The sequence below is a fragment of the Aidingimonas lacisalsi genome (genome assembly GCF_008079445.1).
In the GTDB taxonomy this organism is placed as follows: Bacteria; Pseudomonadota; Gammaproteobacteria; order Pseudomonadales; family Halomonadaceae; genus Aidingimonas; species Aidingimonas lacisalsi.
This window is the reverse complement of record NZ_VRYH01000006.1, coordinates 28,658-50,296: the sequence shown is the minus strand read 5'-3', so window position 1 is coordinate 50,296 and position 21,639 is coordinate 28,658. Positions and strand designations below refer to the sequence as shown.

General features: G+C 57.6%; 20 protein-coding genes. 2 read left to right on the top strand and 18 right to left on the bottom strand.

Annotated features, from left to right (window positions below; genetic code table 11):
• Nucleotides 1–20 precede the first annotated feature (20 nt).
• On the top strand, nt 21–461 hold the full coding sequence (locus FVV99_RS13370; RefSeq protein ID WP_148254591.1) for a hypothetical protein: 441 nt from the start codon (nt 21–23) through the stop codon (nt 459–461).
• Between the two features lie 20 nt (nt 462–481).
• On the opposite strand, the gene FVV99_RS13365 is transcribed toward FVV99_RS13370, so the two are convergent.
• From FVV99_RS13365 to FVV99_RS13330, 8 genes are all read right to left on the bottom strand, one after another.
• Nucleotides 482–1,189: a SanA/YdcF family protein gene (locus FVV99_RS13365; RefSeq protein WP_236645412.1), complete on the bottom strand. Its 708-nt coding sequence runs from the start codon at nt 1,187–1,189 to the stop codon at nt 482–484.
• Between the two features lie 46 nt (nt 1,190–1,235).
• The gene (gene sufT, locus FVV99_RS13360; RefSeq protein WP_148254590.1) at nt 1,236–1,799 is read right to left on the bottom strand and encodes a putative Fe-S cluster assembly protein SufT; all 564 of its coding nucleotides are present in this window, start codon (nt 1,797–1,799) and stop codon (nt 1,236–1,238) included.
• Between the two features lie 29 nt (nt 1,800–1,828).
• Nucleotides 1,829–3,070 carry a cysteine desulfurase gene (locus tag FVV99_RS13355; protein ID WP_148254589.1) on the bottom strand — a complete coding sequence of 414 codons (1,242 nt, stop codon included), beginning with the start codon at nt 3,068–3,070 and terminating at the stop codon, nt 1,829–1,831.
• Between the two features lie 2 nt (nt 3,071–3,072).
• Entirely contained in the window at nt 3,073–4,419 is a 1,347-nt protein-coding gene (sufD, locus tag FVV99_RS13350) for a Fe-S cluster assembly protein SufD (RefSeq protein ID WP_148254588.1), read from the bottom strand.
• Nucleotides 4,416–5,168, bottom strand: coding sequence for a Fe-S cluster assembly ATPase SufC (sufC, locus tag FVV99_RS13345; protein WP_148254587.1), 753 nt, complete (start codon nt 5,166–5,168; stop codon nt 4,416–4,418). Before sufC ends, sufD begins: the two co-directional genes overlap by 4 nt.
• A gap of 99 nt (nt 5,169–5,267) precedes the next feature.
• The gene (gene sufB / locus FVV99_RS13340; RefSeq protein WP_148254586.1) at nt 5,268–6,710 is read right to left on the bottom strand and encodes a Fe-S cluster assembly protein SufB; all 1,443 of its coding nucleotides are present in this window, start codon (nt 6,708–6,710) and stop codon (nt 5,268–5,270) included.
• A gap of 52 nt (nt 6,711–6,762) precedes the next feature.
• Nucleotides 6,763–7,230: an SUF system Fe-S cluster assembly regulator gene (locus FVV99_RS13335; RefSeq protein WP_148254585.1), complete on the bottom strand. Its 468-nt coding sequence runs from the start codon at nt 7,228–7,230 to the stop codon at nt 6,763–6,765.
• A gap of 278 nt (nt 7,231–7,508) precedes the next feature.
• Nucleotides 7,509–8,927, bottom strand: a complete 1,419-nt coding sequence (locus tag FVV99_RS13330; RefSeq protein WP_148254584.1) for an FAD-binding oxidoreductase — start codon at nt 8,925–8,927, stop codon at nt 7,509–7,511.
• 252 nt (nt 8,928–9,179) lie between these two features.
• Here FVV99_RS13330 and FVV99_RS13325 point away from each other — a divergent pair, with 252 nt between their 5' ends.
• Nucleotides 9,180–9,887, top strand: coding sequence for a winged helix-turn-helix transcriptional regulator (locus FVV99_RS13325; RefSeq protein ID WP_148254583.1), 708 nt, complete (start codon nt 9,180–9,182; stop codon nt 9,885–9,887).
• Between the two features lie 122 nt (nt 9,888–10,009).
• On the opposite strand, the gene FVV99_RS13320 is transcribed toward FVV99_RS13325, so the two are convergent.
• The 10 genes from FVV99_RS13320 to tsaE form a co-directional block, all read right to left on the bottom strand.
• The gene (locus FVV99_RS13320) at nt 10,010–11,305 is read right to left on the bottom strand and encodes an adenylosuccinate synthase (protein WP_148254582.1); all 1,296 of its coding nucleotides are present in this window, start codon (nt 11,303–11,305) and stop codon (nt 10,010–10,012) included.
• A 60-nt stretch (nt 11,306–11,365) separates the two neighbouring features.
• On the bottom strand, nt 11,366–12,547 hold the full coding sequence (locus tag FVV99_RS13315; protein ID WP_148254581.1) for an ATP phosphoribosyltransferase regulatory subunit: 1,182 nt from the start codon (nt 12,545–12,547) through the stop codon (nt 11,366–11,368).
• 152 nt (nt 12,548–12,699) lie between these two features.
• The gene (gene hflC, locus FVV99_RS13310; protein ID WP_148254580.1) at nt 12,700–13,599 is read right to left on the bottom strand and encodes a protease modulator HflC; all 900 of its coding nucleotides are present in this window, start codon (nt 13,597–13,599) and stop codon (nt 12,700–12,702) included.
• Nucleotides 13,599–14,816 (bottom strand): FtsH protease activity modulator HflK, encoded by a 1,218-nt coding sequence (gene hflK / locus FVV99_RS13305; RefSeq protein WP_148254579.1) that lies wholly within the window; start codon nt 14,814–14,816, stop codon nt 13,599–13,601. The genes hflC and hflK overlap by 1 nt, the downstream gene beginning before the upstream one ends.
• A 137-nt stretch (nt 14,817–14,953) precedes the next feature.
• Entirely contained in the window at nt 14,954–16,270 is a 1,317-nt protein-coding gene (hflX, locus tag FVV99_RS13300; protein ID WP_148254578.1) for a ribosome rescue GTPase HflX, read from the bottom strand.
• 14 nt (nt 16,271–16,284) lie between these two features.
• Nucleotides 16,285–16,530, bottom strand: coding sequence for an RNA chaperone Hfq (gene hfq, locus FVV99_RS13295; RefSeq protein ID WP_148254577.1), 246 nt, complete (start codon nt 16,528–16,530; stop codon nt 16,285–16,287).
• A gap of 124 nt (nt 16,531–16,654) precedes the next feature.
• On the bottom strand, nt 16,655–17,599 hold the full coding sequence (gene miaA / locus FVV99_RS13290) for a tRNA (adenosine(37)-N6)-dimethylallyltransferase MiaA (protein WP_148254576.1): 945 nt from the start codon (nt 17,597–17,599) through the stop codon (nt 16,655–16,657).
• Nucleotides 17,596–19,521, bottom strand: a complete 1,926-nt coding sequence (gene mutL, locus FVV99_RS13285) for a DNA mismatch repair endonuclease MutL (RefSeq protein WP_148254575.1) — start codon at nt 19,519–19,521, stop codon at nt 17,596–17,598. The genes miaA and mutL overlap by 4 nt, the downstream gene beginning before the upstream one ends.
• Nucleotides 19,522–19,605: 84 nt before the next feature.
• Nucleotides 19,606–21,006, bottom strand: coding sequence for an N-acetylmuramoyl-L-alanine amidase (locus FVV99_RS13280; protein ID WP_148254806.1), 1,401 nt, complete (start codon nt 21,004–21,006; stop codon nt 19,606–19,608).
• A 121-nt stretch (nt 21,007–21,127) separates the two neighbouring features.
• Entirely contained in the window at nt 21,128–21,631 is a 504-nt protein-coding gene (gene tsaE, locus FVV99_RS13275; RefSeq protein ID WP_148254574.1) for a tRNA (adenosine(37)-N6)-threonylcarbamoyltransferase complex ATPase subunit type 1 TsaE, read from the bottom strand.
• Nucleotides 21,632–21,639 lie beyond the last annotated feature (8 nt).

Below are 21,639 nucleotides of genomic sequence, written 5' to 3'. Positions count from 1 at the left end.
ACCGGAGGAGGTGACCGCTCATGTTTCTCGATAATCGCCAAGTGGCGATGGATAGCGTTCTGGAAGCGCTCGCGGACAGTCTCGATTACTTTCAGGACAACCTCGAGCGCTTGCGCCCATCGCTACGTGAAACGCTGAAGCCGCTCTACGAGGCCCGCGGCAAGGATCTTGACGAATTGCAGGAGCTTGCCAAAAAACACCTGCACATGCTGCCGCGCGATGCCGACGTCGAGCGTGACGACTACCTGTGGCTATGGAGTCGGCTGAAAAGCTTTGTGGGCAACGACAGTCAAGTACTGATCGGCGAGCTACTCGAGCAGGAACGTGTATTGATGCAGGCACTGGCCACATTGCATACTCACCCCCTCCCCGATCCCATTGAACCGGTAACGGAGCGTTGCTGGAAAGGTTGCCGTGAGCTGATTCGCATACTCTATCGCCTGCAGAAGAAAACGAGCTAGCGGCACGGCCGTCATATCACTCAATCGGTAGCTGGCACCGCCGGTGGCATGAGTTGATCCGGAGGCACAACCTGAAGCGGCTCTCGCGGTCCGAGGAAGTAAGGTTGGCGGCCCCATAAGTAGACATCCCCCAACATGGTCACCCGTGCAACCCATTCACGGGCTTCCAGGCGCCAATCTCTGGATCGCTGATCCGCCGATACCGCACAACCAGTCGCCTCCAGGCCTAGCGCATCGGCAATGAACAACGCTCGTGGCAAGTGCCACGACTGCGTTACCAGCATTGCTTGCTCGACCCCGAAAACTTCGCGCGCTCGCGCCAGCGTGTCAAACGTACTGAAACCGGCATAATCCAGCGTCATGTCCGCCTCGCTCACCTTCCTGGCGCGCAGATCCCGCCACATCGTGACGGGTTCATTATAGAAGCGAGTACGATTGTCGCCAGACAACAGCAGATGATTCACCAATTGCCTGTCAATCAGCTGTGCCGCCCCCTGCATGCGTGCTTCGAAGTAGGGATTGCGCCCACCGGCACGGGTCCAGTTAGACGTACCGAAGACGATACCGACCGGTTGTTTCGTGCATTGCGTCAAGTGATGTTCAATACGACCCTGAGTGCGTGACAGAACCCACAGATTGGCAGCAACGAAAAGCAAGCCGGCGATTACCACGCCGGCCCCGAGCACCATCAACAATACCTTCAGCCATTTCCATTGCAGCGGGAGCATCCGCTATCCTCACCTTCTGCCGCCAAATGGCTACCGGTTGAACAACCTAGAACATCCCCAGTTCCAGTTTCGCCTCGTCACTCATCATCTCACGACTCCAGGGAGGATCGAAAACGGTCTCGACGTGAACCTGTGAAATCTGAGGAGCGCCAAGAATCTTGTTACGTGCATCTGCGGCAATGACATCCCCCATACCGCAGCCCGGTGCCGTCAGGGTCATGCGAATCGTGACAATCCGCTCACCCGACAGTAACCGTTCGATTCGGCAGCCATAGACCAGACCCAACTCGACGATATCGACGGGAATTTCGGGATCATAGCAAGTACGCAACTGATCCCAGACGAACTGTTCGACTTGCTCGTCACTGGCGTCTTCCGCCAACGTGGGCCGTGACAGTGGCTCCATCCCGAGTGCATCGAAATTGGCGCCTTCGATCAGGAACAGCCGACCCTCGTAAGCCACACTGACGGTGCCGCCCTTGGCTTGCATGACCGAGACGACACTGTCTTCCGGTAGCGTCTCGGTCTTGCCGAACGGGATGGCGATCGCATCCACGTCACGTTGTAACGGGATGTCTTGTCCCTTGGCGAGCGTATCGACTTGCTCCATCTTGACCTAGTCTCCTGTTCCGCAAGTGATCAACGCAACATGCCCAATACGCGATCGAGCGATTCAACGAAGATATCGATCTCTTCCGGGGTATTGTATGCCGCAAACGATGCACGACACGTCGCATCGACTCCAAAGGCGGATAGCAGCGGCTGGGCACAATGATGGCCGGTGCGAATCGCGACACCAAGCTGGTCGATCAACAAACCGATGTCCTGGGCATGCGCGCCATCGACGACAAAGGAAATGACCGCCGCCTTGTCGGGTGCCGTGCCCAGAATCCGCAACCCATCGATGCGCGACAGCTCTTCCGTGGCATGAGACAGCAGACGCTGCTCCCAGGCACTGATCAGCGACACGCCGATGTCGGAAACCCATTCCAATGCCCTTCCCAACGCGATCACTTCGGCAATCGCCGGGGTACCGGCTTCGAATTTATGCGGGATGGCGGCAAAGGTCGTAGGTGTCTCGAATGATACCTGATCGATCATTTCCCCGCCGCCCTGCCAGGGCGGCATCGCCTCCAACAACGCTGCCTTGCCGTACAGGACACCAACTCCCGTCGGCCCATAGACTTTATGGCCGGAAAACGCGTAGAAGTCGGCGTCGATGGCCTGAACGTCGATCGGCTCGTGAGGAGCGGCTTGCGCACCATCGATCATGATCAACGCATCGTGTTCATGGGCGATGCGTGTCAGCTCGGCAACCGGATTGACCGTTCCGCAAGCATTGGAGATATGATTGACGGCCACCAGGCGAGTGCGAGACGTGAAGAGGTCCCGATAGGCGTCCATGTCCAAAACACCCCGTTCATCGATCGGGATGACTTTCACCACAATTCCCGACTGATTGGCCAACAACTGCCAGGGAACGATATTCGAATGATGCTCGAGGCGCGACACCAGCACCTCGTCACCCGCTTTCAACTCACTGCGACCCCAAGCGTTGGCTACCAGATTGATCGCTTCGGTAGTACCGCGGGTGAAAATGATTTCACGCCGATCAGCGGCATTGATGAAATCCCGAACGGTATCACGCGTCTTCTCGAATGCTTCCGTCGCCTCATCCGCCAGCGTATGGAGACCTCGATGAATGTTCGCATTATAGCGTCTATAGACCTCATCCAGAGCCGTTATCACTTGATGCGGTGTCTGGCTGGTGGCTGCATTATCGAGATACACCAGAGGTCTGTCGTGTACTTGCCTATCCAGGATAGGAAAATCACGACGCACTTTCACCACATCCAGCATCAGGTCACTGAAATCGGTCATGATCACTTTTCTCCCAACGCCGAGGCTGTTTCAACCAACCCTGTCAGATTGAAACGTTCGGGAAGCTTGCCGGCTACTGCCAGCTCGACACGCTCAGCAATCACGTCCAGCGTCACTTGATCCATGACTTCACCGGCGAACGCCAGGGTCAGGAGGCCCCGAGCCATCTGGTTGTCGATACCACGCGTGCGTAGTGCATAAATGGCGTCTTCATCCAGTTGCCCTGTCGTTGCCCCATGCGAGCACTTGACATCATCGGCGTAAATCTCGAGTTCCGGCTTGGTGTCGATCTCGGCTCGATCGGATAGCAACAAGTTGGCATTGTTCTGGTAAGCCTCGATTTGCTGGCTATCCCGCTTGACCATCACCTTGCCGTTGAACACGCCTCGCGCTCGGCCGTCGAGAATCCCCTTGTAATTCTCGTTGGAATAGGTACGTGGCGCATTGTGGTTGACCAACGTATGGTTATCGACGTGCTGACGGTCACGCACGAAGAACAGGCCGTTATACTGGGTTTCGGCCCCTTCGGCATTGAGGTCGTCGATGATATCGTTACGAACCAACGCGCCACCAAGATTCAGGTTGAACGAGGTGAAGCGGCTGTCACGACCCTGCTCGACATGCAGACTGGCGATATGCAAGTCACCAACAGGGGCTTCCTGCAGCTTGTAGTAGCTCAGGATGGCACTGCGGTCGAGCATGACCTCGCTAACCAAGTTAGTGAAATTGGTAGCACCGGACTCGCCGGCATGATGCTCGATTACCGTCGCTTCACTCCGACCACCGGCCTCGATCAACACTCGTGGGTGGCTCATGACCGGTGCTTCGTTGGCCCGCGACAGGAACTGTATGATGATCGGCGTTTCCACGACCGTCCCCGGGGCAAGCCGGATGACCGCCCCCTCTTCGGCAAACGCCGTATTGAGTGCCGTGAACGGTGAAAAATCGACCCCTGCCAAGCGCCCCAATGCACCGCCAACCGCTTCATGGTTAGCCTCGAGCGCGTGCGACAACGGCTCGATCGTGACACCGGATGGCAGTGTATTCAGATCCGACAAAGCGCGGGAAAACACGCCGTCGACAAACGTCAGACGTAGCGCCTCGATCGGTAACGTCAATGCTGCCGCAGTCGCCGGTGAGAAGTCGGCACTATCGGCCAGCCTGAACTCCCCCCGAGCAATCGCGCGCACATCCGTATATTTCCAGGCTTCGACCCGCTTGTGCGGAAAGCCGACGGCCTCAAAGCGTGCCGCGCCTGCCTGGCGACGCGCCGCAATCCAGGTCGGCTCATCGCCACGAGCCTCATTACGCGCCTGCAGCGTGTCGAGAAATGTCTGTTCATCGCTCATGCCGTAGACTCCTCGAGAACCCACTCGTAACCACGCGATTCCAGTTCATAAGCCAACTGCTTGTCACCGGTCTTGGCGATTCGTCCATCGACCAGTACATGGACGACATCCGGTTCGACATGTTCGAGCAGACGCTGGTAGTGCGTCACGATCAGGACGCCTCGCTCCGGATCGCGCAAGGAGTTGATGCCATCCGCCACGACACGCATCGCGTCGATATCCAGCCCTGAATCGATTTCATCGAGCATGGCCAGGCGCGGCTGCAGAACCAGCATCTGCAGAATCTCGTTACGCTTCTTCTCGCCCCCCGAGAAGCCCTCATTGACGGCGCGTTGCAAGAAGCTTGGATCCATCTTCATGGCCGCCAGCTTTTCCTTGACCAGCTTCATGAACTCAGGTGCCGGAATCTCCTCCTCGCCTCGCGCAGCTCGCTGTGCGTTGAGTGCCGCTTTGAGAAGGTAGATGTTCTTGACGCCGGGAATTTCCACCGGGTACTGAAATCCCAGCAACAACCCGGCTTGCGCCCGTTCCTCGACTTCCATTTCCAACACATCACGTCCTTCGAACGTGATGCTGCCGGAAGTCACTTCATAGCCTTCCTTACCCGAGATAACGGCCGACAGGGTCGATTTACCCGCACCGTTGGGCCCCATGATGGCATGGACCTCCCCTTGCTTGAGGGTGAGATTCAGTCCCTTGAGGATTTCGCTGCCTTCTACTGAAACGTGCAGATCCTTGACTTCGAGCATGTTGATACCTTTGTTTCGTTCCGAGCCGCCGCAGCAACTCCTGCAAATATGTTGGTTTACCGAATCCGGGAAACGCGCTCGCGGCGCTCAACCGTTGCCTTACCCTACTGCGCCTTCCAACGTCACGTTCAACAACGCCTCTGCCTCGACGGCAAACTCCATCGGCAACTCTTGGAAGACATCCTTGCAGAAGCCATTGACGATCATGTTGACGGCATCCTCTTCGGAAATGCCGCGACTCTGGCAGTAAAAGAGCTGATCTTCACCGATTTTCGAGGTCGTCGCTTCGTGTTCGACTATCGAGGAGCTATTGCCTATCTCCTGATAGGGATAGGTGTGTGCTCCACAGGTATCACCGATCAGCAAGGAGTCGCACTGGGTGAAATTACGCGCGTTCTTGGCCCTGGGCCCGACCTTGACCAGTCCGCGATATGACTGGTTGGCACGTCCAGCGGAAATCCCCTTGGACACGATGGTGGAACGTGTATTCTCACCGATGTGGATCATCTTGGTACCGGTGTCCGCCTGTTGACGACCATTGGTCACCGCGACGGAGTAGAACTCACCAATACTGTCCTTGCCCCGCAGCATGCATGACGGATATTTCCAGGTAATCGCGGAACCGGTTTCGACCTGGGTCCAACTGATATGGGAACGGTCGCCACGGCAATCACCACGCTTGGTGACGAAGTTATAGATCCCCCCTTTGCCATCCTCATCACCGGGATACCAGTTCTGTACCGTCGAATATTTGATCTTGGCATCGTCGAGCGCCACCAGTTCCACCACGGCAGCGTGCAGCTGATTCTCATCGCGCATGGGGGCCGTGCAGCCTTCCAGATAGGAGACCTGCGCCTGTTTCTCACAGATGATCAGTGTGCGTTCGAACTGGCCGGTATTGGCCGCATTGATTCGAAAATACGTTGACAGTTCCATCGGGCACGTCACGCCTTCCGGAACATAGACGAACGAGCCATCGGTGAAGACGGCCGAATTGAGTGCGGCGAAGAAATTGTCCCCCTGAGGCACGACACTGCCCAGATACTGCTTGACCAGTTCGGGGTAATCACGAATCGCCTCGGAAATCGAACAGAAAATGACGCCAGCCTCAGCCAACTGTTCCTTGAAAGTCGTGGTGACCGACACCGAATCGAAGACCGCATCGACCGCCACGCCTGCCAATGCGGCACGCTCGTGCAGCGGGATCCCCAGTTTCTCATAGGTTTCCAGCAACTTCGGATCGACCTCATCAAGGCTCTGGGGACGATCTTCAGGCTTCTTCGGGGCGCTATAATAGGAGATCGCCTGGTAATCGATAGGCGGATAATTCAGATGCGCCCAGGATGGCGTCGTCATTTTCAACCATTGGTGATATGCCTCGAGACGCCATTCGAGCATCCACTCGGGCTCACCCTTCTTCTCCGAAATGAAGGCAATGGTGCTCTCATCCAGACCGGGCGGTACGGTATCGCTTTCAATGTCTGTCACGAATCCTTGAGTGTATTCGCGACGGACAAGCTGCTCCATTTCTTCACTAGCCATGTTTTCCCCTCCCGGGCGGTTGCTATCGAGCCCTGTGCTCGGGTCTTGAGTGTCAGCGGCTGGCCTCGGCGGCCAACGTCACGGTTTGTATGGGTAAGTGTACGGGTAACTTGATCGGTGTCGTCTGGGCCAGATGCGCCAGTGTCACTCCATCCAGAAACGTACGGATGGCCTGAGAGACACGTTGCCAGTTATCGGCCACACCACACGTCGCCATTAACTCACAGTCACCGTCAGCATGACTGCATTCCGTCATGGCCACAGGCCCTTCCATGGCGCTGATGATATCGCTGGCACTGATGTCTGATGCAGGTCGAGCCAACAGATATCCCCCTTGAGCGCCTCGTTGCGACACCAGCAAATTGGCTTTTACCAGCATCTTCAGGGTCTTGCTGACTGTCGGATACGGCAGCGTTACCGCTTCGGCCAACTCCGCAGCCGCATGAGGGTAATCCGGATGGCGAGCAATTTGCGCCATGATCACCGCTGCATAGTCAGTCAGTCGTGATAGCTTGAGCATGCCGTAACTTCCTGGCGCCTTGCGACGCCTCTGGACATCGATTGAGTACCATTTTAGTCCTGTATAAAGCCAATGTGAAGCCTTCTAACCGCGTTAGCGGCGATTGGTGATGATAGCGCTCCAGATAGCGACACATTCGACGACGATACCATCAAAAATGGCAATCATTCCTATTCAACAAAACTATCAAGTATCCCTCTCTTCGCGTACGCAGAACCGGGCACCGATGACGGCGCCCGGTTCTGCGTCATTTCGAGGACCCATTCGCTGCGCCTCGCTCACCGGGGAACGATGTTCCTGTTGATCTGCAACCGATTCTCCGGGTCCCAGTGAGCTTTCACCTGAGCCAGGTGGCGTAACGCTGACGTACCGAGGGCGGCCTCCAGACGTTCCGGCCCCTCGTCCTCAGTCAGGAAATTGATATACGTCCCGCCAGTCGAAAATGGTTGCAGTTCCCGCCATGCCTCCCGAACCCACTCAATATGCATCCGATCTTCAGCCGCCTCCTCCCAGGCACCGGTCACATTGAACACATAACGAGCGCTTCGATTACCGACCGGAGAATGTTCATCATCATGCTGACTCAAGGCATCGCCCAACTGAAAAAGCACGACTGCCGAGTGGGGTGAACGAATGCGTTGAGCGTGTTCGATCATCGTTTCGCACATCCGGGAATCGACGTGGGCCAGATACTCGCTTTTCCAATAATAACGTCGCCCCTTCGGCTGCGTCGCATCGAGCAACGTCTGCACCTGTGAATAGGGGCGACGCACGAGCACATCACCAATGGGGTTCCCGAATGTCTTGATCGGCGCCACTATTTCCTCCCCTTCGTTCGGGTCACCGCTATAACAGGCGAGAATAGCCACGATCGGCGTACCATGTCGCTCTGGTGGCAACCAGGGGGCGGGTGGCGCCGGGCGAAGAAACGCCACCAACGTCAGTTCGGGAGGCGCCTTTTCGGCGAGGGAACGATAGAGCTCGAGGACCTCCTTCGCTTCGCTGGCAGGCCAGGCGACGATACCACCTACGACCTCAGGTCCAACAGGATACAAGCAGTAGTCGAACCCGGTTACCACACCGAAGTTGCCTCCACCGCCACGCAGTGCCCAGAACAAGTCAGGATTTTCATCCTGGCTAGCGTGCACCAGCTCTGCATCAGCGGTTACCACGTCCATTCCGATCACATTATCCGTCGTCCATCCCCAACGCCGTGTCAGGTAACCGAACCCTCCTCCCAGCGTGAGCCCAGCAATACCGGTGGTAGAAACAAAACCGAGCACCGTCGCCAGGCCATGTAGCTGCGTTTCTCGGTCTACGTCAGCGAGAATACACCCCGCCTGGGCATGGGCTATTCGTCTCTCACGATCCACCCAAACTCCACGCATCGGAGACATATCGAGCATTAACGCACCGTCGGCAACAGCCATCCCCGCGATGTTGTGTCCTCCTCCTTTGATACAAAGTAACAGGTTGTGCTCACGGGCAAAGCGTATACCCGCCATGACATCAGTCGTACCGAGACAGCACACGATGACGGCAGGCTTCCGATCGATCATGGCATTCCATAGCGAGCGAGACGCCTCATAGCCTGACTCGCCAGGCAACAAGACGTGTCCTTGCAGTTGTGTGCGCAAACGATCGAGTTGCTCCGAGGATAAATCGATCTCGCGACCATCCAGCATCTTGGCATGCATAATCTTGATTCCTCCAGGTGTGTGGTCGAGATACACCCGCTTCCCCCGGTCTGTCTCCGGCACGACGCCTTCATTGCAACCTTGGCGCTCTGGAACGGGCCCTGCCACCATGAAACCAGTGGGTGTAACCAAAGATAGCCGGTGAATGTCACCACTGTTGATTCACTATCTGAACCGACATGGCTTTGCTGGAATACCGTCTGCCTTGCTGCACGCACTTGCCCCGGTGAAATGCCAAACGGAGGGTTTGATATGGCTGAAAAGGGATATGGACAATTTTGCCCCGTGGCCATGGCCTCCGAGGTGCTGGGCACCCGCTGGACCATTCTCGTCATCCGAGAACTGTTAAACGGCAGTCACCGGTTCAATGATCTGCGCAGGGGGCTGCCGCTCATCTCGCCTGCCTTGCTCTCGAAACGACTGCGTTCGCTGGAAGACCTGGGCGTCGTGAGGCGCCGTATCGACCCGGATGGCAGAACTCCGCTGTACGAGCTGACGGAAGCCGGTCACGAGCTGCGTCCGGTCATCATGTCGATGGGCCGCTGGGGACAACGGTGGCTTGAATCCCAGCTATCCATGAAGAACCTTGATCCGTCATTGCTCATGTGGGATATGAGACGCAATCTTGATCCCCGACCACTACCATCACACAGAGTGACGATTCAATTTCTGTACCATGATGTCGTCCGCGGGCAATCAAGGTGGTGGCTGGTCATCGACAACATCGAGAATGAGGTGGTGGTCGATCTCTGTCAGCGGGACCCCGGCTTCGATATCGACCTTTATGTCGTCAGTGACCTACGCAGCATGACCGCTATCTGGATGGGAATCATGACCGTTCAGGAGGCCATTGACAGGAACAAGCTCACGCTGACGGGCACTCAACACTTGAAAGCGAATATGCAAACCTGGTTGGGACTAAGCGTTTTTGCGACCGAGACCAAGCGGGTCAAGCCATAGGTTGAACGCCTTATCCTGAAGAACGGATGACGTTTGACTCACGACGTCGATCAATCGGCCCGGCATGAAAAGGCGCCCACAGGGCGCCTCTGCAGCATACCGCTCACAATGTATCGTCGCGATCAGGCGTCGAATGGATCACGCAACACGATCGTCTCCATCCGATCCGGACCGGTAGAGATGATATCGATCGACGTGCCCACCTGCTCTTCCAGGAAGCTGATATAGGAACGGGCATTGTCAGGCAGATCCTCGATCCGCTTGGCCCCCAGGGTCGACCCACTCCAGCCCGGCAGATCCTGATAGACGGGTTCGATCGCTTCATAGCCCTCGGAGTCCACGGGGGCATCGAGCACCTCGCCATCTTTGCTACGGTAACCGACGCACACACGAATGTTCTCAAGACCATCCAGTACATCCAATTTGGTCAAGCAAAGACCGGTCACCGAATTGATCTGCACGGCGTGGCGCAGGGCAACGGCGTCGAACCAGCCACAACGGCGAGCCCGGCCGGTAGTGGCGCCGAATTCATGGCCCCGCTCCGCCAGGTGGCGGCCAAATTCATCGAACAACTCCGTCGGGAAGGGACCGGAACCGACACGTGTCGTATAGGCCTTCGTGATACCCAGCACGTAATCCAGATACAAGGGCCCGACGCCCGACCCGGTAGCGGTTCCCCCTGCCGTTGTATTGGAGCTCGTCACGTAGGGATAGGTACCGTGGTCGATGTCGAGCAACGAACCCTGTGCTCCTTCGAACAGGATGTTCGCTCCCGACTTGCGCAAGTCATGAACCAGACTGACGGTATCACGGACCATCGGACGCAGTTCCTCGGCCATGTCCATGGCAGCGTCCAGTACCTCCTGGAAGTCGACCGGCGCCTCCCCGTGATAGTGCTGAAGGACGAAATTGTGATAGTCGAGCACTTCACCGAGTTTGGACGCGAAACGCTCACGGTGCAGTATATCTCCCAACCGCAACCCTCGACGCGCCACTTTGTCTTCGTACGCGGGCCCGATGCCACGTCCAGTGGTGCCGATCTTGGCAATTCCACGCGCTCGCTCACGCGCCTGGTCGAGGCGCACATGATAGGGCAGGATAAGTGGACAGGCCGGAGATAGCCGCAGCCGCTCTCGTACCGGCACCTGCTTCGCTTCCAGCTCCCGGATTTCATCAATCAAGGCTTCCGGCGACAGCACGACCCCATTGCCGATGACGCAGATCTTGTCGCTACGCAGAATGCCCGACGGGATCAAGTGCAATACGGTTTTCTCACCATCGATGACCAGGGTATGGCCCGCGTTGTGCCCCCCCTGAAAACGCACTACGGCCGAGGCCGATTCCGTCAACAAATCGACGACTTTGCCCTTTCCTTCGTCACCCCATTGGGTGCCCAACACGACTACATTCTTGCCCATTGCTATCGTCTCTCGGTCAAGGATTCCCGGTTGGCCTCGCGAACCCGTGAGTGATCTTGTCTAGGCCAGGGAAGACACCTGCCAGGTTCCGTTTTCCTGCACCAATTGCCGGTTGCAACAGTGCTGCTCGGGGCCCGTACGCTGTCCGGGCAGCGCTTGCACGACGCGTTCACCGCTTGCCCGCAACGCATTCACGGCATCGCGAAGCTCCGGACTCTCGTCCGCAGGCGCCCAGATACCATCAGGAGAGGACGGCTCGATAGCCAATGACGCCAATAACTTGAGATCCATCGAGAATCCGGTTGCCGGCCGGGCGCGACCAAAGGCCCGCCCCGTATCATCATAGCGGCCGCCTTTGGCAATCGCCTGTCCGTAACCAGGCACATACGCGGCAAACATCATTCCAGTGTGATACTGGTAGCCACGCAATTCGGCAAGATCGATGTACAAGTCGACGTCGGGATAATCCGAGCGCACCCCTGCGATCAACGTCTCGAGTTGATCCAATGCAGCCTCAACGGCCGCCGGCGCTTCAGTAAACACGCTGCGAGCCTCTTCGAGCACCTCGGTGCCGCCATGAAGTTCAGCCAGCGCTACCAGCATCTCGGACAAGGCGGAGTCCGACACACTCTCCTTGACCCGACGCGTCAAATCGCCCGGCGACTTCAGTTCCAACGCCTCGAAAATAGCACGTTCCTGGGCAGCATCCAGCTCAGCCGCCTGAACCAGGCTCCGATAGATACCGATATGGCCCAAGGCCAGATGAATTTCGCTCCCACCTGCGACGACCAGGCTGGACAGTGCCAATCTCAGAATTTCCAGATCCGCTTGCTGGCCGGCGTGACCAAACAGTTCGACACCGACCTGAACCGGACTGCGTCCACCCTGGTACTGATCTGCCTTGGCGCGCAGGACATTGGTGCAATAGCTCAGGCGTACCGGGCCCTGGCGTTTCAGGGAGTGGGCATCCATGCGTGCCACCTGTGGTGTCACGTCTGCACTGACTCCCATCATACGGCCAGTGAGCTGATCGGTCAGCTTGAACGTCTGCAGATCCAGGTCGGTACCGGTTCCCGTCAATAGCGAATTCAGGAATTCTACCGGTGGCGGCATCACCTGGTCGTACCCCCAACGGTAGTAGAGATCAAGCAAGGCACGTCGAAGCTCTTCCATGCGTGCGGCCTGAGGCGGCAGCACCTCATCCATACCGTCGGGAAGCAGCCAGCGGTCAGCGATGGTCATATTGCTATCCTGCCAGAATCGTTCAGCTCATAGTCGAGGGGCGGACCCACAAAAAAACCGGGCCATGCCCGGTTTATGGAGTCTACCATGTTTAGCGCAGTGATGAACCCGGAATGGGTAACCCGGCGCCACCTGACGCCGGGTCGGGGGAGTTACTCCCCGCCATTTCCGGTTTCCTCGAGCGATTCGAACTGGTTCAGATAGCGGAAGAAGTCACTGTCCGGTTCAAGAACCATCATGTCTCCCTCGCCATCGAAGCTATCGAGATACGCATTCAGGCTACGGTAGAAACTGAAGAACTCAGGATCCTGCTGATAGGCTCCGGCGTAGATCCCGGCCGCTTCTGCATCCCCTTCACCACGCAATGTCTCGGCTCGCTCTTCAGCCTGTGCAAGCAGCACTTCGCGACGACGATCAGCGTTGGCTCGAATGCGTTCGGCCTCTTCTGACCCCTGGGCCCGCCATTCACGTGCCTCGCGTTGACGCTCGGAGCGCATCCGCTCATACACTGCCGAAGAGACGTCATCGGGTAGATCTATCTGCTTGACCCGGATATCACGAATCGCCACACCCAGTTCGTTACGCATGAGTTCATCCAGCTCTTCGGCCGAACTGGTCATGAGGTCATCCCGCTTTTCAGAGATGATTTCCTGCAGGTCCAGCCGCCCGAACTCATTACGCAGGCTTTCGTCGACACGTGGCTGGATCAACCCAAGCGCCGTCATTTCATCCCCCGACGTGGCTTCGTAATAGCGCGTCGGATCGACGATCTGCCATTTCACGTAGGAATCGACGATGACGGCTTTCTGCTCCAGCGTCAGATAGCGGCTCGGATCCGTATCCAAGGTCAGCACGCGGGAGTCGAACTTGCGCACAGTCTGGGTTATCGGGATCTTGAAATGCAGCCCCGGCTGGATATCTTCTTCAACGATTGCCCCAAAGCGCAGTTTCAGTGCGCGCTCGGTCTCGTCGACGATGTACAGCGAATTGCTGCCCAACCAGGCAAGGGCACCCAGCCCGGCGACGATCAGCAAGGAACGATTATTGATCATTACCGACCCTCCCTGCGGAGACCGCTGCTTGTGCCACTACTGCTGCTATTTTGTTGCTGGCTTCGCATACGCTCCAGCAATTCCGCATCGACCTCATTGTCACTAAGACTGTCATCCTCGCTTGATCGGCTACCCGATCCGCTACCGCTGCGCAACTGATCCAAAGGCAAGTACATGACCGGGCTGCTTTCATCGACATCGAGCAACACCTTGTCGGTTCTGCCCATTACCTCGCTGACGGCATCCAGGTAGAGGCGCTCGCGCATCAACTCGGGCGACTGTTGATATTCAGTCAGTAACGAGTTGAAGCGATTCGCCGCACCCTGCGCTTCGGCGACGACGGATTCACGATAGCCTTGGCCACGTTCGATCAGCCGCTGTGCCCGACCTTGCGCTTCCGGAATGATCGCATTGGCATAGGCCATGGCCTCGTTGATCGTACGCTGGCGATCCTCGCGGGCACGGATCACGTCATCAAACGCGTCAATGACAGGCTCGGGCGCGGATGTCGATTCAATGTTGATCGTTTGCAACCGAATACCCGTGCCGTAGGCTTCCTGATACGACTGCAGACGACTGGCCACGGAACTGCCAAGAATCTCACGTCCTGACGTCAGGATATCGATCATCTCGGTGCCGCCGACCACATGTCGCAGCGCGGAATCCAGGGAATTATCGATGCTCAGTTCCGGATCACGCACATTGAGTACGTAATCGCGCGGATTCGCGACCTGGTATTGCGCCGAAATTTCGACTTCAACGATGTTTTCGTCACGCGTCAGCATCGATTGCGTCTGCGTCAGAGAGCGTACTCGAGTCACGTTCACCATCCGCACGTCGTCAATCAGCGGCGGATTCCAGTGCAAGCCCGGCGTCACCGTTTCGAGGTATTCACCGAATCGCAGCACGACCCCCCGTTCAGACTGATCGACCAGATAGAAACCGCTGGCGGCCCATATCGCGGCGGCCACGACGAGCAACAGTCCCGGTAAGGTAAAGCTGTTGCGGCGACCACCGCCTCCGCTGCCTTTACCACCGCTGCCACGTTTGCCGCGTCCGCCCAGCAGCTTATTGATTTTATCCTGAAACTTCTTCAGTGCCTCGTCGAGGTCAGGCGGCCCCTGGTTCTTGCCACCGCCGTTGCCACCACCCCCTCGTCGGCCACCGCCGCTCCAGGGGTCGTGCTGATTACCACCGCCAGGCTCGTTCCAAGCCATACGTCCTCTCCACTATAGGCGTTGCGTTACTCGACCCGTAGACATCAGTCACAGCGGTACGCCGCAACATCGCATACCGCGCTATTGGTTGCGCTTTGCGTTACCGAGCATGAACTCCCTGGATGCATCCCGCATCATCAGGGTTCCCAGACCGGTTTGTCACGTTGTTCCGACGACAAATAGTCATCGGCATTTTCATCCAAGCGTGACAGCAGTTGCATGAAATCACGTTTGGGGAGGCGGATGTCCAGTAGACTTCGGCCTTGTTCATCAAAATGTTCTTCATTGACGGCGCCTAATTCATGCAACCCGGCTCGTAACCGTCCTTGAGTGGGCGACAACGTCAAATGGGTATCCAGCACATCCTCGGCCAGACACTCGGAAAGCGCCTGATTGAGTAGATCGATCCCCTGACCCCGCTGTGCCGACAGCCATACGGATTCAGGCATCCCTGTTCCGTCACGCTCGATGCGTGGTGCTGAATCGAACAGATCTATCTTGTTCATGACCAGCAGCGTCGGTACGCCTTCGGCACCGATTTCCTGTAGCACGCCCTGGACCTGTTCAACGTTGTATTCCCGGTCGGGGTCCGCCGCATCGATAACATGCACCAACAAGGAGGCTTCGGCGGCTTCCTGCAAGGTTGCCTGAAACGCTTCGACCAACTTGTGGGGCAAATGTCTGATGAACCCGACGGTATCGGCCAGGACGACGGGACCCACATCCGCGATTTCAAGACGCCGCAATGTCGGATCCAGCGTCGCGAACAACTGATCCGCCGCATAGACCGACGACTGCGTCATGGTATTGAACAGCGTCGACTTGCCAGCATTGGTATACCCGACCAACGACACGCTGGGAATTTCGGCACGAGCACGAGCACGGCGGTTCTGGCCACGCTGGCTACGCACTTTGTCGAGCCGTTTATGGATCGCCTTGATACGCCCACGCAACAGACGGCGGTCGGTTTCGAGCTGAGTTTCCCCAGGCCCGCGCAGCCCGATCCCCCCCTTCTGGCGCTCAAGGTGTGTCCAACCCCGTACTAGTCGAGTCGACATGTATTCGAGTTGCGCCAGCTCCACCTGCAGCTTCCCCTCGTGGGTACGTGCACGCTGGGCAAAAATATCCAGAATCAAGCCAGTCCGGTCCAAGACTCGGCACTTCAGCTCGCGTTCCAGGTTTCGCTCCTGCGAGGGGCTGAGCGCATGATTGAAAATCACCAACTCGGCACGATGCTCGATCAGACGTTCGCGCAGTTCATCCAGCTTGCCACTGCCGATAAAGGTACGGGAGTCGGGGCGACGCCGACTCCCGTTCATCATCGATAGCGGTTCGGCTCCAGCGGAGCGCACCAATTCGAGAAATTCTCCCGAGTCTTCACGCGCCTGGTCGTCCTGAAAATCAATATGGACGAGTATCGCCGTCTCGCCGACATCGGGTCGCTCAAAAAACAATCATTACCTCGCGATCAACTTTCCTCAGGCGCCGCAGGGTCCTGAGCCGGCAATCTTACACTACGCGACGGCACCACCGTTGAGATAGCGTGCTTGTAAACCATCTGACTAACGGTATTGCGCAGAAGAATGACGAACTGATCGAAGGATTCGATCTGCCCCTGCAACTTGATGCCATTGACCAGGAAAATCGATACCGGAATGCGCTCCTTGCGCAGAATGTTCAGGTACGGATCTTGAAGGGACTGCCCTTTGGACATTTTGCTCTCCCTAAACTGTCTCTTTGATTGATGTCGTTCTTCTCGTTCGCCGAGTCTCTATGACGGACCGGCGCAAGAAATCGTCTATAGGCCATGGCCGTCCGATCGAACCTGCCATGTTACGCTATGTGGTGCTTGCGCGCACGATCTTCAACACCTCGGGAAACGCTTCTTTACGTTGCGCATCCACCCAGTGCAACCCTTTCCATCCTCGCATCCAGGTAATCTGGCGCTTGGCCAGTTGCCGCGTTGCTATCACCCCCCGCTGATGAAGCGTTTCAAGATCACCATAGCCATCGAGATATTCCCAGGCCTGACGGTAACCAACGCTCTTCATCGACGGCAGCCCCAAGTGAAGGTCTCCCCGCTCACGCAACGCGCCAACCTCATCGAGAAATCCATTGTCGAGCATGCGGGTAAAGCGGTTCGCGATACGCTCATGCAGAACCCGGCGATCAGCGGGAGCCAACCCTATCGACAGTATACGCCACGGGAAGGTTTCAGGACGTTGTTCACGCCACAGTTCACTCAGGGGCCTCCCGGTCAAGCGATAGACCTCCAGAGCACGCATCAGGCGCTGAGGATCATTGTCGCCGATCCGCGCGGCCGACGGTGGATCGACGCGGGCCAGCTCGGCATGTAGCGCCCCCAGCCCCTCTTGCTCACTCCATGCCTGAAGCCTCTGCCTGACCTCGGCATCGGCCGAGGGCAAGTTGGCAACTCCATCGACCAGATGCTTGTAATAAAGCATGCTTCCCCCGACGAGCAGAGGCACTCTCCCTGATGCGGTAATTTGTCGCATTTCGTGACGCGCATCCTCACGAAACTCCGCCACCGAATAGGGTTCGGAAGGCTCACGTATATCGATAAGACGGTGGGGAGCACGCGCCAGCTCGTTCCGGCTCGGCTTGGCCGTACCGATGTCCATGCCACGATAGACCATCGCCGAATCGACACTGATGAGCTCACAATCGAACCGCTCCTGGAGTTCGATGGCCAAGTCCGTCTTGCCGGATGCCGTGGCTCCCATCAGGAATATCGCCAAAGGACGAGAATCACCAGCGTTCATTGGCCACGCAGGAAGAGTTTGTCGAGTTGATTCATGGTCATTTCACACCAGGTTGGGCGGCCATGATTACACTGGCCACTGCGCTCTGTACGCTCCATGTCGCGCAGCAAGGCATTCATCTCGGGTAGTGTCAGGTGACGATTGGCTCTGACGCTTCCATGACAGGCCATGGTCGACAGTATATCGTCGATATGTGCCTGCAAGCGATCCGAGCGCCCATAACGCTCCAACTCACTCAGCATATCGCGAATCAGTGGCTCGACATCAGCGTCGGCCAACATCGCAGGTAACTGTCGCACCAGCAACGTTTCGGGACCGGCCGCATCGAGCTCGACCCCTAGACGCGTGAAAGCGTCACGCTCACGCTCGGCGGTCTCCGCTTCCTGTGCAGTTACCGCGATGGAAACCGGCATCAGCAGCGCCTGTGCGTCGAGCTGGCCACCATGAACCTGAGCCTTCATCCGCTCATAGGTGATTCGTTCATGAGCGGCATGCATGTCGACCAGTACCAGGCCACGCGGACTCTGCGACAGGATATAGACACCGTGCAGTTGCGCAACCGCATATCCGAGCGGTGGCGCCTGCGTGGCGTCATCCGGTGCCGGCCATGCCGCAGCGTCCGCGCTCGGCATCTCGGCCTCACGTTCCACCTCGCGCCTTGGCGTGTCAGCGGAGGGTCCAGCCTGCGGTGTCAGCAAGCTTTCCTCGTGATCGGGATGCAACGCCTGATACCCGGCCATGAACTGGCGTACGCGGTTGGCGGTCGGTCTTGAGGTATCGCTTCCTGAGTTCAAGGCCATGGGCTGTTGTTGCCATTGTGGCGACGCCGGTTGCGTTGCGTCGCTGGGCGACTTGTCAGCGTCTCCTGCCGCATCGTCCGCCGGCGTTTCCTGAGACTCGGCACTGGGCTTGGCTTCGCCCAGTGCCCGATGCAGACTGGAAAAGAGAAAGTCATGGACCATGCGTCCGTCACGAAAACGAACCTCGTGCTTGGTCGGATGGACATTGACGTCCACCACCGCAGGGTCGACCTCCAGATACAGCACGAAGACCGGATGGCGACCGTGAAACAGGACGTCGCGATACGCTTGACGGATGGCATGCGCGACCAGTCGGTCGCGCACGACGCGACGGTTGACGAAGAAATATTGCTGATCGGCCTGAGCACGGGAATGTGTCGGCAAACCGACCCACCCCCAGAGGCGCATCCCACCGGTTTCCATATCCAGATGCAGGGCATTGTCGAGAAACCTGGAACCCAATAATGCCGACACACGGCGCTCATGAGCTGCCGTATCGTTCCCTGGGCGTAGCTGATGGAGCGTCTTCTGTTGATGCTTCAAAGTCAGGCCGATATCGAATCGCGACAGCGCCAAACGGCGAAAGGCCTCTTCCACATGGCCGAATTCGGTCTTTTCTGTACGCAGAAACTTGCGACGCGCCGGCGTATTGAAAAACAGATCGCGCACGGTGACCGAGGTACCGCGCGGATGGGGCGCCGGTGATAAACGCGGCTCCATCTGCCGCCCTTCAGCGACGACGCGCCAACCCTGCTGTGGGTCAGCGTGGATGTTGGAGACAAGTTCAAGGCGTGACACCGAACTGATCGACGCCAATGCCTCACCTCGAAAGCCAAGACTCGCGACGCCTTCCAGATCCTCCAGCGATGCAATCTTGCTGGTTGCATGCCGCGACAGGGCCAGATGCAAATCCTCCTCGGCGATGCCTCCACCATCATCGCGTATGCGAATCAGGCGTGTACCACCATTTTCCAGCTCGATGTCGATTCGCTCGCTGCCGGCATCGATTGCATTTTCGACGAGTTCCTTGACCACGGACGCCGGTCGCTCGACCACTTCTCCGGCGGCGATCTGGTTGGATAAACGGGGGTCGAGAGTACGTATGTATCGGTGCTCGGACATATCGTTCCACATCGGGGTAAAGAGCGACGCCACATGCCGAAACGCTTCGGGAAGCCATGGCGCCACTCGATGATGGAGGACAGGCTATGAGTTGGGTATCTGCAGCACCTGACCGACTCTAATGATATCACCGTTGATCTCGTTGACCTGCCTGAGTTGTGCTACAGGCACCTGATGCCGTGATGCAATTTCCGACAGGGTATCGCCAGGCTGGATACGGTACTCATTGTTGGATTCCCCGCGGTTCTGGTCCCGTTGCCAGGCAAGCAGACTCGTCGGCGGTGGGTTGTTCTCAAAATGAGTCAGCATACCGGAGAATATCGCATCGGCCATCTCGGCCTGATGGGCAGGGTCCAAGAGCCGTCGCTCCTCATCGGGATTGGAAATGAAGCCGGTCTCTACCAGTAACGAAGGAATATCCGGCGATTTCAGGACCATGAACCCCGCCTGTTCCACTTGGGACTTATGCAGATGATTGACTTGCCCCAACTGACCCAGGACCCGGTCCCCGATGGACAGTGAATCATTCAAGGTCGCCGTCATCGTCAAATCCAGCAGGACACCACGCAGCACTTCATCCTTGTCATCCAGCGACAGATTGCCGTCGACGCCACCGATGAGATCGGCCTGGTTTTCACTCTCTGCCAACCACTTGGCCGTCTCTGACGTCGCACCGCGTTGCGACAAGGCAAACACCGAACTGCCATGGGGTTGAGAGCTGCGAAATGCATCAGCATGAAGCGACACGAAGAAATCCGCTTTCTGCTGTCGCGCTATTCGTGTTCGCTCACGCAGTCCCACATAATAATCATCATCACGGATCATCACTGCCTTGAACCCTTCGGCGTCATTGACCCGACGCTGCAACCGAGTCGCGATATCGAGCACGACATCCTTTTCACGCGTACCACTCGGGCCAATGGCCCCGGGATCTTCACCACCGTGCCCGGCATCGATGGCAATGATGATATCGCGTTTGGGGTGAGGCTGCGCCTGTTGCAGTGCATCGACCGCCGCCTCTTCGCCGTCGCGTCCTTCCATCCGGTGCTGGGCCTGCGCCCTATCGGCAGCGATCTCCTGCTCACGGATCATCGCCTCGATGGGATCAATGGGATCCTGAACGGCACTCTCGCCAGGGTACTCCAGATCCACGACGAGACGGTGGCCATACTGATCATTGGGGGCCAGGGAGAAATTGCGCGGTTCGATGGGTCTCTCCAGATCCAGAACCACACGCAGGTCATCGCCCTCACGGACGCCCGTTCGGATGCCGCTGATGGCACTGCCCTCAAGATCGAGACCGTCGATATCCGCCTTCAGACGACTATCATCGAGATCGATGACCAGTCGCTCCGGATCATCGAGCATGAAGACATTGGCATCCGCGGCTTCCGACAGGTCAAAGACGAGTCGCGCATGGTCCGGTGCCGCCCACAGACGCACATTGTCCACCTGCGCAGCCTCCGCCAGGGCCGACCATGGCATCAATACGATGGCCAACAGCAGCGTTGACCAGCCGACTCGACGGTATGCCCCGCCACGCACCGGAGACCTGTCGGGACTCTGTCCATCACCGCGATATTTCACACCCATGCTACGACGCGCCCTATGACGTTCCATGACTCACCTTGGTAGGGCCATATACGTATGCCAGGTTCTCGGTAAGCTGCTGTAACGTCAGCTTGCCGTGTTCACTGTATGCCACCATGGACACTCGGCGTCCCGGCGCCATCACACCCAAGTGCAACCAGAGGTCCGGGAGCGGCAACCACCCTTCGCCACGTCCTGGCCATTCGACCAGGCTCACATTGCCTTCTCCCAACAAGTCGCGGGCTCCCATGAACTCCAATTCTTCCGGATCACCCAACCGGTACAGATCGAAATGATAGAGAGTGACCCGAGCCAGTTGATAGGGCTCCACCAACGTATAGGTCGGGCTCTTGACCGCACCAGTGTGACCGTATGCACGCAGCACGCCTCGAGTCAGCGTCGTCTTGCCGGCCCCCAGATCTCCCTCGAGATACACCAGCCCCTGACCTTGAAGCGCCTCACCCAGAGCCTCGCCGAAGCGGACCTGAGCATTTTCGTCGGGGAGAATCACGTCTTCCATCGGGCAGT

What these genes read in the sequence shown, in the direction of transcription:
- FVV99_RS13370 (WP_148254591.1), top strand. Translation starts at nt 21, where the DNA reads ATGTTTCTCGATAATCGCCAAGTGGCGATGGATAGCGTTCTGGAAGCG.
- FVV99_RS13365 (WP_236645412.1), bottom strand. Translation starts at nt 1,189, where the DNA reads ATGCTCCCGCTGCAATGGAAATGGCTGAAGGTATTGTTGATGGTGCTC.
- sufT (WP_148254590.1), bottom strand. Translation starts at nt 1,799, where the DNA reads ATGGAGCAAGTCGATACGCTCGCCAAGGGACAAGACATCCCGTTACAA.
- FVV99_RS13355 (WP_148254589.1), bottom strand. Translation starts at nt 3,070, where the DNA reads ATGACCGATTTCAGTGACCTGATGCTGGATGTGGTGAAAGTGCGTCGT.
- sufD (WP_148254588.1), bottom strand. Translation starts at nt 4,419, where the DNA reads ATGAGCGATGAACAGACATTTCTCGACACGCTGCAGGCGCGTAATGAG.
- sufC (WP_148254587.1), bottom strand. Translation starts at nt 5,168, where the DNA reads ATGCTCGAAGTCAAGGATCTGCACGTTTCAGTAGAAGGCAGCGAAATC.
- sufB (WP_148254586.1), bottom strand. Translation starts at nt 6,710, where the DNA reads ATGGCTAGTGAAGAAATGGAGCAGCTTGTCCGTCGCGAATACACTCAA.
- FVV99_RS13335 (WP_148254585.1), bottom strand. Translation starts at nt 7,230, where the DNA reads ATGCTCAAGCTATCACGACTGACTGACTATGCAGCGGTGATCATGGCG.
- FVV99_RS13330 (WP_148254584.1), bottom strand. Translation starts at nt 8,927, where the DNA reads ATGCATGCCAAGATGCTGGATGGTCGCGAGATCGATTTATCCTCGGAG.
- FVV99_RS13325 (WP_148254583.1), top strand. Translation starts at nt 9,180, where the DNA reads ATGGCTGAAAAGGGATATGGACAATTTTGCCCCGTGGCCATGGCCTCC.
- FVV99_RS13320 (WP_148254582.1), bottom strand. Translation starts at nt 11,305, where the DNA reads ATGGGCAAGAATGTAGTCGTGTTGGGCACCCAATGGGGTGACGAAGGA.
- FVV99_RS13315 (WP_148254581.1), bottom strand. Translation starts at nt 12,547, where the DNA reads ATGACCATCGCTGACCGCTGGCTGCTTCCCGACGGTATGGATGAGGTG.
- hflC (WP_148254580.1), bottom strand. Translation starts at nt 13,599, where the DNA reads ATGATCAATAATCGTTCCTTGCTGATCGTCGCCGGGCTGGGTGCCCTT.
- hflK (WP_148254579.1), bottom strand. Translation starts at nt 14,816, where the DNA reads ATGGCTTGGAACGAGCCTGGCGGTGGTAATCAGCACGACCCCTGGAGC.
- hfq (WP_148254577.1), bottom strand. Translation starts at nt 16,530, where the DNA reads ATGTCCAAAGGGCAGTCCCTTCAAGATCCGTACCTGAACATTCTGCGC.
- miaA (WP_148254576.1), bottom strand. Translation starts at nt 17,599, where the DNA reads ATGAACGCTGGTGATTCTCGTCCTTTGGCGATATTCCTGATGGGAGCC.
- mutL (WP_148254575.1), bottom strand. Translation starts at nt 19,521, where the DNA reads ATGTCCGAGCACCGATACATACGTACTCTCGACCCCCGTTTATCCAAC.
- FVV99_RS13280 (WP_148254806.1), bottom strand. Translation starts at nt 21,006, where the DNA reads ATGCCATGGTCGGCCCTGGCGGAGGCTGCGCAGGTGGACAATGTGCGT.
- tsaE (WP_148254574.1), bottom strand. Translation starts at nt 21,631, where the DNA reads ATGGAAGACGTGATTCTCCCCGACGAAAATGCTCAGGTCCGCTTCGGC.